The 14865-nt window shown below is 62.1% G+C and carries 14 protein-coding genes; 8 read left to right on the top strand and 6 right to left on the bottom strand.

The genetic code is table 11. The annotated features are described in order from the left end of the window. The first annotated feature begins 36 nt into the window (after positions 1–36). Entirely contained in the window at positions 37–756 is a 720-nt protein-coding gene (locus OH720_RS19385; protein WP_272602501.1) for a class I SAM-dependent methyltransferase, read from the top strand. On the opposite strand, the gene OH720_RS19380 is transcribed toward OH720_RS19385, so the two are convergent. After that, positions 753–1664, bottom strand: a complete 912-nt coding sequence (locus OH720_RS19380; protein ID WP_008055881.1) for a LysR family transcriptional regulator — start codon at positions 1662–1664, stop codon at positions 753–755. The two genes, OH720_RS19385 and OH720_RS19380, sit on opposite strands and share 4 nt — an antisense overlap. A 108-nt stretch (positions 1665–1772) precedes the next feature. On the opposite strand from OH720_RS19380, the gene OH720_RS19375 reads away from it, so the two are divergent. Beyond that, positions 1773–2612 carry a HalD/BesD family halogenase gene (locus tag OH720_RS19375; protein WP_272602500.1) on the top strand — a complete coding sequence of 280 codons (840 nt, stop codon included), beginning with the start codon at positions 1773–1775 and terminating at the stop codon, positions 2610–2612. Positions 2613–2716: 104 nt separating this feature from the next. After that, on the top strand, positions 2717–3685 hold the full coding sequence (locus OH720_RS19370) for an ABC transporter substrate-binding protein (RefSeq protein ID WP_272602499.1): 969 nt from the start codon (positions 2717–2719) through the stop codon (positions 3683–3685). 20 nt (positions 3686–3705) lie between these two features. On the opposite strand, the gene OH720_RS19365 is transcribed toward OH720_RS19370, so the two are convergent. The 5 genes from OH720_RS19365 to OH720_RS19345 form a co-directional block, all read right to left on the bottom strand. Next, positions 3706–3996: a hypothetical protein gene (locus OH720_RS19365; RefSeq protein ID WP_008055884.1), complete on the bottom strand. Its 291-nt coding sequence runs from the start codon at positions 3994–3996 to the stop codon at positions 3706–3708. Positions 3997–4095: 99 nt separating this feature from the next. Next, positions 4096–4416: a Rieske (2Fe-2S) protein gene (locus OH720_RS19360; protein WP_272602498.1), complete on the bottom strand. Its 321-nt coding sequence runs from the start codon at positions 4414–4416 to the stop codon at positions 4096–4098. Between the two features lie 60 nt (positions 4417–4476). Beyond that, the gene (locus OH720_RS19355; RefSeq protein ID WP_272602497.1) at positions 4477–6021 is read right to left on the bottom strand and encodes a class I adenylate-forming enzyme family protein; all 1545 of its coding nucleotides are present in this window, start codon (positions 6019–6021) and stop codon (positions 4477–4479) included. 1 nt (position 6022) lies between these two features. Beyond that, positions 6023–7180, bottom strand: coding sequence for an acyl-CoA dehydrogenase family protein (locus tag OH720_RS19350; RefSeq protein WP_272602496.1), 1158 nt, complete (start codon positions 7178–7180; stop codon positions 6023–6025). A gap of 10 nt (positions 7181–7190) precedes the next feature. Next, on the bottom strand, positions 7191–8009 hold the full coding sequence (locus tag OH720_RS19345; protein ID WP_272602495.1) for an IclR family transcriptional regulator: 819 nt from the start codon (positions 8007–8009) through the stop codon (positions 7191–7193). A 243-nt stretch (positions 8010–8252) separates the two neighbouring features. Between OH720_RS19345 and OH720_RS19340 the strand changes: the two genes are divergently transcribed. From OH720_RS19340 to OH720_RS19320, 5 genes are read left to right on the top strand one after another with little or no spacing between them, the layout of a single operon-like run. Beyond that, positions 8253–9023 (top strand): enoyl-CoA hydratase, encoded by a 771-nt coding sequence (locus OH720_RS19340; protein WP_272602494.1) that lies wholly within the window; start codon positions 8253–8255, stop codon positions 9021–9023. A gap of 2 nt (positions 9024–9025) precedes the next feature. Next, positions 9026–10543, top strand: a complete 1518-nt coding sequence (locus OH720_RS19335; protein ID WP_272602493.1) for a 3-hydroxyacyl-CoA dehydrogenase — start codon at positions 9026–9028, stop codon at positions 10541–10543. Between the two features lie 27 nt (positions 10544–10570). After that, complete coding sequence (locus tag OH720_RS19330; RefSeq protein WP_272602492.1) at positions 10571–11770, top strand: 3-oxoadipyl-CoA thiolase; 1200 nt, start codon at positions 10571–10573, stop codon at positions 11768–11770. Between the two features lie 10 nt (positions 11771–11780). Beyond that, positions 11781–13553, top strand: coding sequence for an acyl-CoA dehydrogenase C-terminal domain-containing protein (locus OH720_RS19325; protein WP_272602491.1), 1773 nt, complete (start codon positions 11781–11783; stop codon positions 13551–13553). Positions 13554–13574: 21 nt separating this feature from the next. Then, positions 13575–14612, top strand: a complete 1038-nt coding sequence (locus OH720_RS19320; RefSeq protein WP_272602490.1) for an AraC family transcriptional regulator — start codon at positions 13575–13577, stop codon at positions 14610–14612. Positions 14613–14865 lie beyond the last annotated feature (253 nt).

Genomic DNA, 14865 nt, shown 5'->3' with positions numbered 1-14865 from the left:
TGAAGTAGTTTTGATTTCAGGACATGGAGAACCGCCTTGAAATCATCCCCTTCGAACGCTGCCGAAAAATTCGATACGTCACGAGCCGACGAGTACGCACGACAGAGCCGTATCGCGCTGGCAGGGTATGACGCCTGCCAGGACCTGGCTGCTTGCATGCTGGCGGCAAGCCTGGGCAACACCGGTACGGCAAAAGTACTGGTGGTTGGCGCTGGCGGTACTGCGCAGGAAATCATCGCGATGGCCAGGCTTGAGCCGGGTTGGCGCTTCATAGCCGTTGATCCGTCCGAGCCGATGCTGGCGGCGGCGAAGCAGCAGCTGGAGGCCAACAACCTGCTTGAAAGAACCACCCTGCATCATGGCCACGTGGAAGACCTGGCGGCAGACGAGTCCTACGATGCAGCGACCTTGATCGGCGTGCTCCATCATCTCGATGGGGATGAGGCCAAGCGACAGATCCTGCGAGCCATTCGATCTCATCTCAAACCTGATGCGCCGCTGATTGTTGCGGGCAATCAGTATGCTTATGCCAGCCAGCCGTTACTGCTTGCTGCCTGGGGACAACGCTGGCGCCAGCATGGAGCCAGCCCGGAGGAAGTGAAGGTCAAGCTTGGGAAAATCCTGCAAGGCGCTGACCCTCCACATTCCGAGGCGGCGGTGCAAAAACTTTTGCATGACAGCGGATTTGGCGACACCACCCGTTTCTTCAGCAGCCTTTTCTGGGGGGCCTGGTTGACGTGCAAAACGCCGATTTAGCCGTGGCCAGGATTTCCAGCCTGTTTAATCCAGGTGTCCAGCTCTGTCACCATTTTGTTGACCTCGCTGTCTTCCCGCTCTGAGGGGCGAACGATAGCGTTCCAGGCGATATCAAGGCCGTCGTTCAGGGCCGCCCAGGCCAGTTCCCCACGCTCAAGGCTGGGGGTCACCAGATCGCGTTGCAAGATGCTGATGCCGTAGCCTGAGCGAACCAGTTCGACGATGGCTTCGATCAACTCAACCGTGATCATGCGCCGCGGCAAGATGCTCGCGGGGGCGAAGAATCGATCGTATTCCCAGCCACTGGCGCGATCGGTCGAGTACGTCACCAGGTTGTAGGTCTTGAAGTCTTCGGCGTAGATGTTCCTTCTTTGCGCAAGCGGATGGTCGGTGGCCATGATCGCGATCAGGTCGTCGCGAAACAGCGGCAGTTTTGCCACCCCGCTGGGCACCATGCCGTCATCGATGATGGACACATCAAGCCGCCCTTGCATCAGGCTCGCGTAAACATCATCGCGGGGCACGGTCACCAGGGTTATTTCGATATCCGGTCGAAGGCTCGAGTAATGCTTGATGAATTTCGGAATCCAGCGGAACGGGCCGTAGGAGGTGACCCCCATGCGCACAAAGGCCGTGACACCGCCGGCCATGGACCTGGCTTCGGACTCGGCTTCATTCAGAATGGCGATGATGTCCTTGGCGGCTCGCTCCAGGCGCACGCCCGCAGGGCTGAGTCTCAATTTGCCGCCGGACCTTTCCGTCAGGCTCACACCCAGCCGCCGCTCCGCTTCACGGATGCGGTGACTGACGGCAGAGGGTGTCAGCCATAAACGCTCGGCCACCGCCGTAATCGAATCGACTTGGGACAGGGTTTGCAGCATCACAAGGTGATCCAGCGTGAGTCTCATGGTGGCCGACCTGAAAATAATTCACAAAATTGCGTAAAATTATGAGCGTGACTTGTTTTTTCGGTCGATGCAATCTGAATCCAGCAGAGCCACCGGAGAACAACAACCATGACCACCCTGCCTAGCAAACCTGCACCAGCCCTTGGCGATTTGATCGATCTTGCGCGTTACCCCATTACCGACCGCACCAACCCCGCTTATCTGGCACTGGTTGCCCGCAGTCAGTCGTTGCTGGGACAAGAAGGCGTTGCGATATTTCCGGGTTTCATTCGCGATGAATCGGTCGCGGCGATGGCGGATCAAACCCTCGCACTGCACCCGCGCATGTTTCATTTTCGGGAAAAACATACGGTCTACTTCAAGCCCCAGGAGGAAGGCGTTGACCCAGGGCATCCGCTGCAGCGCTTGATGGAGACGGAAAAAGACACGGTCGCCTACGCTGACATTCCCGGCGACAACTTGATCCGGCAGATTTACCAATCGGACGAGGTGCTGACGTTCATCCGGGATGTGTTGAACCTGGAGACGCTTTATCGTCACGCCGATCCCCTGGCAGCCCTTAACCTGCAGGGCTTCACGGCAGGGCAGCAATTGGGCTGGCATTTTGATCGTTCCGACTTCAGCGTCACGCTGTCCCTCCAGGCGGCGGCCGCCGGCGGGGATTTCGAGTATGTGCGCATGCTGCGCAATGAACACGACGATTGCTACGACGCGGTCAGGCAGTTCCTCGATGAGCCGCAAACTCAGCAGATAGAGGTGTTGCCTCAAGTACCCGGTACCCTGACATTGTTCCGCGGCCGCTATTCATTGCACCGAGTGACGCCGGTGCAAGGGGAGAGGTTGCGGCTCAACGCGGTGTTCGCCTACGTGGACCAGCCCAATGTCGAATTCAGTGCCTATGCCCGCCAGTTGTTCTACGGACGCACCACCGTCGATCCCCTGGTTTGAGTGTCACCCATAACAAGAAAAGCAATTGATTGATTCCTTCGCTTCACGTGTGTCGCACACAACAGTTCGCTGCCCCCAATAATAATGATTCGGAGCGTCTGATCATGAAAAACAGGAAGAGTTTGCTGGCTTCGTTGCTCACCCTTGGCTTGCTCGTTGGCAGTGCCGGCAGCCAGGCCGCAGGGTGGTGTGAATCGGGCCGGCCTGTGAAGTTTGCCGGTCTGAACTGGGAGAGCGGGATGCTCCTCACCGACATCATGATGATCGTGCTCAAGGAAGGTTATGGCTGTGCAACGGATCAGTTGGTGGGTAACACCATCATTCTCGAGACTGCCCTGGCCGGCAACGATATTCAAGTGTTTGGCGAAGAGTGGATGGAGCGCAGCGAGGTCTGGAAGAAGGCCGCGGCAGCCGGCAAGGTGGTCGGGGTGGGTGCGCCGATCGTCGGTGCGACCCAGGGCTGGTATGTGCCGCGTTATGTCGTGGAGGGGGACGCCAAACGCAAGCGGCCGGCGCAGGCGCCCGACCTCAGGACGGTCGCCGACCTGAGCAGGTACCCGGGTATTTTTCGCGATTCGGAGGAGCCCTCCAAAGGCCGGTTCTACAACTGCCCCGCGGGCTGGATTTGTGAACAGGACAATACCGAGATGTTGAAAGAGTATGGCCTTGAAAACACCTTCACGAACTTCCGCCCGGGCACCGGTGCGGCATTGGATGCCGCTGTGCTGTCCAGCTACAAGCGCGGCGAACCGGTGCTGTTCTACTACTGGTCACCGACTCCGTTGATGGGCCAGGTCGATGCGATAAGGCTGGAGGAAAAGACCGGCGCCAACAAGGACGTGGTCACCATGGTCGGGCTCTCCAAGGCGTTTCATGACCAGGCGCCCGAGCTGGTCGCGGTGCTGGAAAAGGTCAATATTCCCATCGATCTGCTGAACCAGAACCTGGCGAGGATGACCCGCGAGCGCATCGAGTCACCCAAGCTGGCCAGGATGTTCCTCAAGGAGTACCCGCAGGTGTGGCACGCCTGGGTCGATGAGGCGGCGGCGCGAAAAATCGAGGCAGCGCTCTAGGGGGCAATCGCAAGGACGCGTTACTTGATCTGCACAAGGACCGGGCCTTCCGTCACGATCGGCGGGTCCGCGTGGATATCCGATGCATTTTTCTGAATCCACTCACGTGCAACTTTCAAGCTCGCATCGCTGCCGGCCTTGTCCGTGCAGACAGTCACCGACGTACCGCCATCACCGGTATTGAGCAGCGTGTAGCTTACGAGACCAGGTACTGTACGCAGGGCGGCTTCGACGTCGGTTTTGCGCTCCTCCAATCGCTCGAAAAGCTGCTTTGCTCCAGCACCCAGGTAGGTTCTTATCACGGCATACATGATCGTCTCCTTTGGGAACACCCAGGTTTCAATTCCCCCGATTCATTAAGCTTAGCCACAGGCCGGCGGCAAGCGAGATGCAACGACCACCGGCCGCCTTCAGCCCGTTGTGGCCTCGGACAGATCCACGATACACACCTCGTCGTGGGAGCTGACGGGATAAGTCCTTACCTCCATTCCCTTCGCGCCCGGGCAACCCTTTTCCAGGTTGAACCGCAGTCCATGGGCCGGGCACTGCAGCATGTTCCCATGCAGTTTGCCGGCGAACAGGGATGCGCCGCTGTGCGGGCAACTCTCGTCGATGGCATGCAAGGTGCCGGCGATATTGAACAGCAGCACTGACGTTTCTTCATGGCGTAGCAGGACGCGCTGTCCTTCGGCGGGAAGGCGGTTCGCCGGGATTTCTATTAGTCGTTTCATGGGTAGTTTCTGCCAGGGTATAACGAGGCATTCGTTGCGAATGCCTCGTCACGGATAGATTTAAAGCGCTTGCGCCTGTTGCTTGAGTTGATGCTTGAGGATCTTGCCCGACGCGGTGGCGGGCAGGCTGTCGAGCACGTGAATTTTGCTTGGGCGTTTGTAGGGAGAAAGGCGTTCGGCCAGGAAGGTCTTCAAGGCAGTCGTATCGAACGACTCGCGATGGGCGACCTGAAGGAATGCCACGACCTCTTCGTTACCTTCCACCGGACGGCCGACGACAGCCGCGATCACCACGCCCGGAAAGGCTGCTATGACGGCTTCGACCTCGGGGGGATACACGTTGAACCCGGAACGGATGATCAACTCCTTGCTGCGCCCGGCGATGAAGAGCGCGCCATCGCTGTCCTGGCGCGCCAGGTCGCCGGTGTTGAGCCAGCCGTCTGCCGTCAGGACCTCTTTGGTCTTTTCAGGCGATTGGTAATAGCCCTTCATCACATTGGGACCGCGTATCCACAGCTCGCCGACTTCGCCCTGCGCTACGCAGGCGTCGCGATCGTTGTTCATCAGGCGAATGTCCAGGCCGGGAATCGGCAGGCCGATGGAGGTATCGCTGCGCGGGGCGTCGATGCGCGTCTGGCTGACCGTGGGCGAGCTTTCGGTCAGGCCGTAGCCATTGTGCAGCGTCAGGCCGAAGCGCTGTTCGACTGCGTTCTTGAGGGTCATGTCCAGGGGCGAACCACCGGCATACATGAAGCGCAATTGCGGCGCGAACAACTCGAGTTGGCCGGCATCCGCCAACTCAAGCAGCCTGGCGTACATGGTCGGAACGCCTTGCATCAAGGTAATGCCGTCATCACGCAGGGCGCGGGCCAGTTCTTGTGGGTCGAAGCGCGCTTCCAGTTGCAGCGCTGCGCCGGCGAACAGGCTGGCGAGGCAGACTGCCGACAAGCCATAAACGTGAGAAATCGGCAGCACCGCGTAGACACGGTCCTGGCTGCACAGCTGGCGCAGCAGGCTGGCGGAGTGGGCAATGTAAAGCAGGTTGCGGTGGGTCAGCATGACGCCTTTGGGCGCGCCGGTGGTACCGGTGGTGTAGATCATGACCGCGACCTGGCGCGATGGGTCGTTTTCTACCACTTCAGGCTGGCAGTCCCCATTCAGCGGTCCGAGGTGGTAGCTGCCCAGGCAGTCCGACATGCGCGGCTCGGCGCCAGCGCGCTCGGCATGGGCGGCGGCATCCCTCGATACAGCACTGCCGAACAAGACCCGACGGGCGCTGCAATGGACGCGAATGTTTTCGATCTCACCCGCCGACAATCGCGCATTGACGACCACGGACCAGGCGTTCAGGCGACTGAGTGCGAGCAGGGACGCCACCAGTAAACCGCTGTTCTCTGCGACCAGCATGACCCTGTCGCCAGCGCGAATACCGTCGCGTTCGAACTGGTCGGCCAGCATCGCGACCGCCTCGCGCAATTGGCCGTAGCTGAGTGTCTGTCCGCTCTCGAATAGCGCCGGCGCATCGTCGTGACGGGGCGGATGGCGGTCGAGGATCTGGTGCAGGTAATCGGGCTGGCCGGCAAGTACATCTTCACGGGTCAGCATGTTATTTGAGCCCCGCGCGACGAATCAGGTGGCGGGCAATCACCAGTTGCTGGATCTGTGTGGTGCCTTCGTAGATGCGGAACAGGCGGACATCGCGGTAGAAGCGCTCGATGCCGTATTCGCTGACGTAACCGGCACCGCCGAAGATCTGCACGGCGCGATCGGCCACGCGGCCGCACATTTCCGAGGCGAACATCTTGCAGCACGACGCTTCCATGGACACGTCCTGCTTGAGATCGCGCTTGCGTGCGGCGTCGATGACCATGCAGCGGGCGGCGTAGATGTCCGCCTGGCTGTCGGCGAACATCGCCTGGATCAACTGGAACTCGGCCAGCGGCTGGCCGAACTGCTTGCGCTCCAGAGCGTAAGTCAGCGCATCGTCGAGCATGCGTTCGGCCGCACCGACGCAAATGGCGGCAATGTGCAGGCGGCCCTTGTCGAGGACTTTCATGGCTGTCTTGAAGCCGATACCTTCCACGCCACCGATCAGGTTGGCGGCAGGGATACGGCAGTTTTCAAAGATGACATCGCAGGTGTGCGCGCCTTTCTGGCCCATCTTCTGGTCGATCTTGCCCAGCGACAGCCCCGGCGTACCGGCCTCGACGATGAACGCGGAAATACCGCCGGCGCCCTTGATCTCGCTGCTGGTGCGGGCCATTACCGTGAAAATGCCGGCTTGCGGGGCGTTGGTGATGAAGCGCTTGGTGCCGTTGAGGACGTAGAAATCCCCCTCGCGCACGGCACGGGTGGACAGCGAGGCAGCGTCGGAACCCGCGCCCGGTTCAGTGAGGGCGAACGAGCCGATCAGTTCGCCGGCGGCCATCCGCGGCAGGTAGCGCTGTTTCTGCTCTTCGGTGCCGTCGATGATCAGGCCCTGGGAGCCAATGCCGTTGTTGGTGCCGATCAGGGAACGGAACGCAGGCGAAGTCTTGCCCAGTTCGAAAGCGACCAGGACTTCCTCTTCCATGCTCAGGCCGAGGCCGTCGTATTCCTGCGGGATGCACAGGCCGAACAGGCCCAGTGCGCGCATCTCATCGACGATGTGCCGGGGAATCCGGTCGGTTTCCGCGACTTCGGACTCGGCGGGCACCAGGCGCTCGCGGACGAAGCGCGACAGATTGTCGAGCAGCAGGTTGAGTGTTTCCTGATCGTTGATCATGCATGACCTCTTATTGGTATTGTCGGCCCAGATTGGCCTGGACATTGCGCACCATGTGCGAAAGGCGTGGCCCCAGGTCGTCCTCCAGCATGTGCTGGCGCAGGGCGAATGCCGGGCCACCGCAGCTGAAGGCGACGACACCGGAGCCGTCGGGTTTGATCAATGGAACGCCAACGGCGTTGATGTCCTTTTCCCAGCCACCGAGGGACAGGCAGAAGCCCTGGTCCTGGTACTGGCGGAAGGCTTTTTCCAGTTGTTCGCGGATGGCCGGCCATTGCTCCTGGTCGCGGGCGCGCAGTTGATCGAGCAGCAGATCGCGCTCCTGTTCCGGCAAGGCGGCGAGATAGGCGCGGCCCATGGCAGTGGTCGCCAGGGGAATGCGGGCGCCGATGTCCAGGCGCAGGGTCAACGGGCCGCTGCCCTGGCAGTTGTCGATGTAGACCATGCTCAGGCGATCGCGCGCGCCGAGGGACACCGAAGTCTGGGTCTGCTCGGCGAGTTCGGCCATCAGCGGTCGTGCCGCCCGGCGAATGTCCAGCCCGCTGAGGTGCGCGTAGCCGAGGGCAAGCACGCCGGTGTCGAGGGCGTACTTGCCCATGCTGGCGTTGTATTGCAGGTAACCCAGGCGCACCAGGGTGTAGGTCAGGCGCGACACCGTGGCCTTGGGCAAGCCACTGCGCACGACCAGCTCCTGATTGCCCAGCAAACGCTCGCCCGGGCGAAAGCAGCGCAACAGCTCCAGGCCACGGGCGAGGGCGGTGACGAACTGGCGGTCCTGCTCCAGGTCTTGCTGGTCGAGTTCGGTGTCGAAAGGCGTGGGCTTGGTCATGGTCGATCCTCATGCGTCGGACGGTGGCTCGCCGATCGCCGGCCGGATGCTGGCATAGGCGAAAAGCGATAGTCAATAAAATAGAATCAAGTTTCGCATAGCGGAACTAATGAATCCAACCATAAATTTATTGTTTGTCATGTGATGCGTTCGTGTGATTGCAAAGCGCAGGAGAATTTGCGTAGGCTTGTTTTTAATTGCAAAACATAGTTTCGCATAGCGGAACAAAAACAAGAGGCAGTTATGAACGAAACCTATGTCGATCACCCTTTGACGGGCGTGGCGCGGATCCACCTCAACCGACCTGAGGCGCGCAATGCGCTGAACCAGGCGGTCCGTGAGCAACTGGCGGAACACTTCAGCGTGCTGGGCGTCGATCCTGAAGTGCGTTGCATCCTGCTCACCGGCGGTGACCAGGTGTTCGCCGCCGGCGCGGATATTCGCGACATGGCTGAGCGCGGTGCCATCGACATGCTCCTGCGCCAGACGCAACGGCTGTGGGCGGCAATCGCCGAGTGCCCGAAACCGGTGATCGCGGCGGTCAATGGCTTCGCCCTGGGTGGCGGCTGTGAATTGGCGATGCATGCCGACTTGATCGTCGCCGGCCGCAGCGCCCGTTTTGGTCAGCCAGAAATCCGTGTCGGCATCATGCCCGGTGCCGGCGGAACCCAGCGCCTGACCCGTGCGGTCGGCAAGTTCCAGGCGATGCGCATGCTGCTCACCGGCCTGCCGGTCAGCGCCGATGAGGCCCTGCGCATGGGCCTGGCCAGTGAGGTGGTGGAGGACGACCAGGTGCAGGCACGTGCTCTGGAACTGGCCACGCAGATTGCCGGCATGCCGCCATTGGCCGTGATGCAGATCAAGGAAGTCTTGCTGGCAGGCCAGGACGCCTCGCTGGACACCGCGCTGATGCTGGAGCGCAAGGCCTTCCAGCTGCTCTTTGATTCCGCCGACCAGAAGGAGGGCATGCGCGCCTTCCTCGAGAAACGCCAGCCGGTCTATTCGGGGAACTGAGCATGAATGCACGAAAAATCAATCGCATGGCGGTGGTCGGTGCGGGTGTCATGGGCGCCGGCATCGCGCAGATCGCGGCATTGGCCGGCGTAACGGTGCAACTGTTCGACAGCCGCGAAGGCGCCGCGCAATCCGCCCGCCAAGGGATTGTGACAACCCTCGAAAAGCTTTGCGCCAAGGGCAAGTTGAGCGAGCAGCAGGTACAGGTGGCCGCGCAACATCTGCTGGCGGCGAACGCCTTGGCCGAGCTGGCCGATGCCCAGTTGGTGGTGGAAGCGATCGTCGAGAACCTCGAGATCAAGCGTGCCTTGTTCGCCGACCTTGAAGCCGTGGTAGCCGACGACTGCCTGTTGGCCACCAACACCTCGTCGCTGTCGGTGACCGCCATCGCCGCGCAATGTAGCGTGCCGGGGCGAGTCGGCGGCTTTCACTTTTTCAACCCGGTGGCGCTGATGAAGATCGTCGAGGTGATCGATGGCCTCAAGAGCGAACCCTGGGTCGGGGCGACATTGCTGGCACTCGGCGAGCGCTTCGGTCATACCGCCGTGCGCGCCCAGGACACGCCCGGTTTCATCGTCAACCATGGCGGTCGGGGTTATGGCACCGAGGCCATGCGCGTGTTGAGCGAGTCGGTGACCGACCCGCTGACCCTGGATCGCATCCTGCGCGAGCAGGCCGGTTTTCGCATGGGGCCGTGCGAGCTGTTCGATCTCACCGGGCTGGACGTTTCGCACCCGGTTACCGAATCGATCTTCGATCAGTATTACCATGAGCCACGCTATCGCCCGACGGTGATCACCCGCCAACGCCTGGACGCCGGGTTGCTCGGGCGCAAGGTCGGGCAAGGCTTCTACCGCTACGTCGAGGGCGTGCAGCAGGTACCCGACGAGGCACTGGCACCCGACGTGAAGCTGCCGATGGTGTGGGTCAGCGCTGCGCGGCCCCACGCCCGTGATGCCGTGATTGACCTGCTTCAGCGCCTGGGTGCGCACATCGAGACGGGCCAGCGGCCAGGCCCCGACGCGCTGTGCCTGGTGTTGCCGCTGGGTACGGATGCGACGCACGCCGCCATCGCCGAAGGACTCGACCCGATGCGCACCCTGGCCCTGGACACGCTGCTGCCGCTGGAGCGCCGCCGCGTGTTGATGACCACGACCATCACCGCGCCGGGCTGGCGCGATGCTGCCCATGCACTGCTGGCTGCCGACGGCAAACCGGTCAGCGTGATCCGCGACAGCGCAGGTTTCGTTGCGCAGCGGGTGCTGGCGCACATCGTCAACATCGCTTGCGACATGGCGCAGCAAGGCGTGGCCAGCCCGAAAGACATCGACAGTGCCATTCGCCTCGGCCTGGGTTATCCGCTGGGTCCGCTGGCGTGGGGTGATGCGCTCGGCGGCGACACCGTGCTGCAGATCCTCGACAACCTCCACCACTACTACCGCGACCCGCGTTATCGCCCCAGCCCCTGGTTGATGCGCCGCGCCCGCCTGGGTTTGTCGCTGCTCACCGCTGACACCTGATACTCACTACGGGAAGGAACAATAAGAATGCTCGACGCTTATATCTACGATGGTTTGCGTACTCCGTTCGGTCGCCATGGCGGCGGCCTGGCGCCGGTTCGCCCGGATGATCTTGCCGCCCAGTTGATGCGGGCCCTGGTGGAGCGCTCGCCGTTTTCTGCCGATCAGATCGAGGACGTGATCCTCGGCTGCACCAATCAGGCTGGCGAAGACAGCCGCAACGTCGCACGCAACGCGCTGCTGGCCGCGGGGCTGCCGGTCAGCGTGCCGGGGCAGACCGTCAATCGCCTGTGTGCCAGCGGCCTGGCCGCCGTGCTCGATGCCGCACGTGCTGTCAGCTGTGGCGAAGGCGAGTTGTATCTGGCCGGCGGTGTAGAAAGCATGAGCCGTGCGCCCTTTGTGTTGAGCAAGAGCGAATCGGCGTACAGCCGTGAGGCGAAGCTCTTCGATACCACCATCGGTGCGCGCTTCCCCAATCCGAAGGTCAATGCGCAATACGGCAACGACACCATGCCGGAAACGGCAGACAACGTTGCCCACGATTACGGCATCGGGCGCGAGGCGGCTGACGCGTTTGCACTGGCCTCGCAGCAACGCTATGCGAAGGCGCTGGCCGAGGGGTTCTTCGCCGATGAAATCCTCGCCCTGCAAGCACCGGCCGGTCGCAAGGGCACCGTCACCGTGACCGCTGATGAACATCCGCGTCCGCAGGCCAATCCCGAGGATCTGGCCAGGCTCAAGCCGTTGTTTGACGGTGGCGTCGTCACCGCTGGCAACGCCTCGGGCATCAACGATGGTGCGGCGGCCTTGCTGATCGGCAGCCGCGCGTTGGGTGAGCGCCATGGCGTCCAGCCGCGAGGGCGAATCCTCGCTGGCGCTGCCAGTGGCGTTGCACCGCGGGTGATGGGCATCGGCCCGGCCTTTGCCATTCCCAAGGCGCTGGAGCGTGCGGGTTTGAGCCTGGCAGACATGGACCTGATCGAGATCAACGAAGCCTTCGCCGTCCAGGTACTGGGCTGCCTGCACCTGCTCGACTTGCGCGCCGACGACCCGCGTGTCAATCCCAACGGCGGTGCCATTGCCCTGGGCCATCCGCTGGGGGCTTCCGGTGCGCGCCTGGCGCTGACCGCGCTGCGCGAACTGGAACGCCGTGGCGGCCGTTACGCCGTGGTCAGCCTGTGCATCGGCGTCGGCCAGGGGCTGGCCGTCGTGATCGAACGTCTATAAGGAGGCGACCATGGCAACTTACAACGCACCGCTACGGGACATGCATTTTGTCCTCGATGAACTGCTGCAAGTGGAGCACTACGCCGACCTGTCGGGCTTCGCCGAGGCCACACCGGATGTCGTCGCCGCGATCCTCGAGGAAGCCGCCAAACTCGCCAGTGAAGTGCTGATGCCGTTGAACGCCGTCGGCGATCAGCAGGGCTGCAAGCTGGCCGACGGCGAAGTGACGACCGCACCAGGTTTTCGCGAGGCTTACCAGCTTTACGCGCAAAGTGGCTGGACCGGCCTGACCGCGTCGCCCGAATTCGGCGGTCAGGGGCTGTCGCACCTGCTGGGCATTGCCGTGCGGGAAATCATGACCAGTGCCAACCTGGCCTTTTCGATGTTCGCCGGCCTCAGTCATGGCGCGGTCAATGCCATCGCCAATGGCGGCAGCGAGGCGCAAAAGGCGCTGTTCATGCCGCCGATGATCGAGGGTCGCTGGACCGGCACCATGAACCTTACCGAACCGCACTGCGGTACCGACCTTGGGTTGCTACGGACTCGCGCCGAGCCGCAGGCAGATGGCAGCTACCGCATCACCGGAACAAAGATTTTCATCTCCGCCGGTGAGCATGACCTGGCCGAGAACATCATCCATCTGGTCCTGGCCCGCCTGCCGGACGCACCGCCGGGTGTAAAAGGCATCAGCCTGTTCATCGTGCCGAAAATCCTGGTCAACGCCGATGGCTCGCTGGGCGAGCGCAACGCGGTACGTTGCGGGTCCCTGGAAGAGAAGATGGGCATCCACGGCAACCCGACCTGCGTGATGAATTACGACGGTGCCACCGGTTACCTGATCGGCCAGCCGCACCAAGGCCTGCGCGTCATGTTCGTGATGATGAACAGCGCACGCCTGGCGGTCGGCGTTCAGGGCCTGAGCCTGGCCTCGGTGGCCTACCAGAATGCCGCCCGCTATGCCCGTGAACGCCTTCAGGGGCGAGCGCCGGGTGGCGCGGTGACGCCTGGGCAGCCGGCTGATCCGATCGTGATGCACCCCGATGTGCAGCGCATGTTGCTGACCCAGCGCGCATTCATCGAAGGGGGCAGGGCGCTCACCTATTGGGCCGGCCTGCAGGTCGACCTGGCGCACAAGCACCCGGACCCCGAAGTGCGTGAGGCCGCCAGCGACCTGCTTGGCCTGCTCACCCCAATGATCAAGGCTTACTGTACTGACAAGGCAGTGGAATGCACGGGAATGGCGATGCAATGCTTCGGCGGGCACGGCTATATCCGAGAGTGGGGCATGGAGCAATTTCAGCGCGATGCGCGGATTACCCCGCTGTATGAAGGCACCAACGGCGTGCAGGCGATGGATCTCGCAGCGCGCAAGCTCAGGCTCGACGATGGGCGGGCGATGCGGCGTTTCCTGAAGCTGGTGGACGACTTCTGCGACGAGCATGGCAACGAGTTGAAGGAAGTACAGGCGCTGCGCCTCGCCCTGGCAGATCTGGTGATGGCCGTCGAATACATGGGCAGCGCCGATGCGAGTGCCACCGCCGCCGGTGCGGTGGACTTCCTGCACCTGACCGCCTTGGTTGCGTTCGGTCTGCAATGGGCGAAGATGGCCGTCACTGCCCGGCGCCACCTTGCGCAAGGTTCGGCCGATGGCGATTTCTACCGCGCCAAGCAGACCACAGCCCGGTTCTTCTTCGAGCGTATACTGCCCGAAACGACGATACACCTGCAGCGTATCAACACGGGCGCCGAAACCCTCAAGGCATTCGATCCCGAGCAGTTCTAGCGCCATTCACGGAGCCTGGCGATGAAGCGAGCGAGCCCACGGGTTGCGGATAAATCCATTCCGGTGGGTGCGCTCGTCTCGTTGCCGGTGGTGCTGCAGGAGCATGGGGTCGATCCCTGGCCATTGCTGGGCGGATTCGGCATTTATCCCGACTCGTTCAAGCAGCACCTGAGCCCGTTGCCTGTCATCACCCACGGCAGGATTCTCGAGGAAGCGGCCAGGCTATCGGGCTGCGATCATCTGGGCTTGTTGCTCGGCCAGCGGGCCAACCTGCAAAACGCCGGTCCGCTGCGCTTTCTCGTGCTCAACGCCGCGACGGTACGCGCCGCCACCGAGAGCCTGATCCGCTATTGCGGGTTGTGGTATCGCGGTCTGCACTTGACCCTGGTCGAGGAGCGAGGCTACGCCGGTTTGCGCCTTTCCATTGTCGGCAATGTGCCCGGCAGCGATCAGTTGCTGACGGCTTACCTGGCCGCCATCGTCACCATCATGGAACTCATCGTCGGCCACACCTGGCGACCGGCGCTGGTTCGCATCGCCTATCGCAAGCCGCGCTCGGCAGGGTTGTACGAGCATTTTTTCCGCTGTCCGGTGTGGTTCGGACAGTCGCAACATGAAGTGCTGTTTCCCCAGGCCTTGCTTGACAAACCGCGCGCTGCCCACGATCGCCAACTGGAAGATTTCCTGCGCGGTCACCTCGACGAGCTGCAGGGTCGAGAAGGTCAAGACCTGGCCAGCCGGGTTCGCCAGGTCATCGAAGCGTTGCTGTTGCAGGGCGATTGTTCGGCGGAACGGGTGGCTGAATTTTTTGCCGTGCATCGCTTCACCCTCTATCGCCACCTGAGCGAGCAGCAGACCAGTTTCGAGTTGCTCCTGGAGCAGACTCGCAAGGATATGGCCTCCCGCCTGCTGATTGACCCCGATCTGCCCATCGCCGAAGTCGCCAGCCGTCTGGGCTATGAGACCCAGGGCAATTTCACCCGTGCCTTCAAGCGCTGGTTCGACTGTACGCCGCGGGAGTGGCGCAAAACCCGCGGCGGTGTACACATCCCTCTGTAGGAGCGAGGCTTGCCCGCGATGGACGTCAACGATAACGCGGGCTGTCTGGATGCCCGTATTGGCCTGGCGTTTTTCGCGAGCAAGCATCGCTCCTGCAGGGGCGCGTTCAGCGGCGGTCGGGAATGTGCCGAAATGATAAAAGCTGGTGCCAGGATGATAAAAACATCCAGCACGAAAGCAGTAACTTTTCAGTCATGCGAGCAGCTACACCGCTCATTCGTTCAATAACGATAAGACAGGACGGAGAAGTTAC

This window comes from Pseudomonas sp. WJP1, from assembly GCF_028471945.1.
Lineage (GTDB): Bacteria > Pseudomonadota > Gammaproteobacteria > Pseudomonadales > Pseudomonadaceae > Aquipseudomonas.
The sequence above is the reverse complement of the archived record's forward strand: the minus strand, read 5'-3'. Positions and strand labels throughout refer to the sequence as shown.

Excerpts from the sequence above, each read along its gene's own strand:
- OH720_RS19320 (WP_272602490.1), top strand. The coding sequence starts at position 13,575 with ATGAAGCGAGCGAGCCCACGGGTTGCGGATAAATCCATTCCGGTGGGT.
- OH720_RS19375 (WP_272602500.1), top strand. The coding sequence starts at position 1,773 with ATGACCACCCTGCCTAGCAAACCTGCACCAGCCCTTGGCGATTTGATC.
- OH720_RS19330 (WP_272602492.1), top strand. The coding sequence starts at position 10,571 with ATGCTCGACGCTTATATCTACGATGGTTTGCGTACTCCGTTCGGTCGC.
- OH720_RS19360 (WP_272602498.1), bottom strand. The coding sequence starts at position 4,416 with ATGAAACGACTAATAGAAATCCCGGCGAACCGCCTTCCCGCCGAAGGA.
- OH720_RS19370 (WP_272602499.1), top strand. The coding sequence starts at position 2,717 with ATGAAAAACAGGAAGAGTTTGCTGGCTTCGTTGCTCACCCTTGGCTTG.
- OH720_RS19345 (WP_272602495.1), bottom strand. The coding sequence starts at position 8,009 with ATGACCAAGCCCACGCCTTTCGACACCGAACTCGACCAGCAAGACCTG.
- OH720_RS19365 (WP_008055884.1), bottom strand. The coding sequence starts at position 3,996 with ATGTATGCCGTGATAAGAACCTACCTGGGTGCTGGAGCAAAGCAGCTT.
- OH720_RS19335 (WP_272602493.1), top strand. The coding sequence starts at position 9,026 with ATGAATGCACGAAAAATCAATCGCATGGCGGTGGTCGGTGCGGGTGTC.
- OH720_RS19380 (WP_008055881.1), bottom strand. The coding sequence starts at position 1,664 with ATGAGACTCACGCTGGATCACCTTGTGATGCTGCAAACCCTGTCCCAA.
- OH720_RS19340 (WP_272602494.1), top strand. The coding sequence starts at position 8,253 with ATGAACGAAACCTATGTCGATCACCCTTTGACGGGCGTGGCGCGGATC.
- OH720_RS19350 (WP_272602496.1), bottom strand. The coding sequence starts at position 7,180 with ATGATCAACGATCAGGAAACACTCAACCTGCTGCTCGACAATCTGTCG.
- OH720_RS19355 (WP_272602497.1), bottom strand. The coding sequence starts at position 6,021 with ATGCTGACCCGTGAAGATGTACTTGCCGGCCAGCCCGATTACCTGCAC.
- OH720_RS19325 (WP_272602491.1), top strand. The coding sequence starts at position 11,781 with ATGGCAACTTACAACGCACCGCTACGGGACATGCATTTTGTCCTCGAT.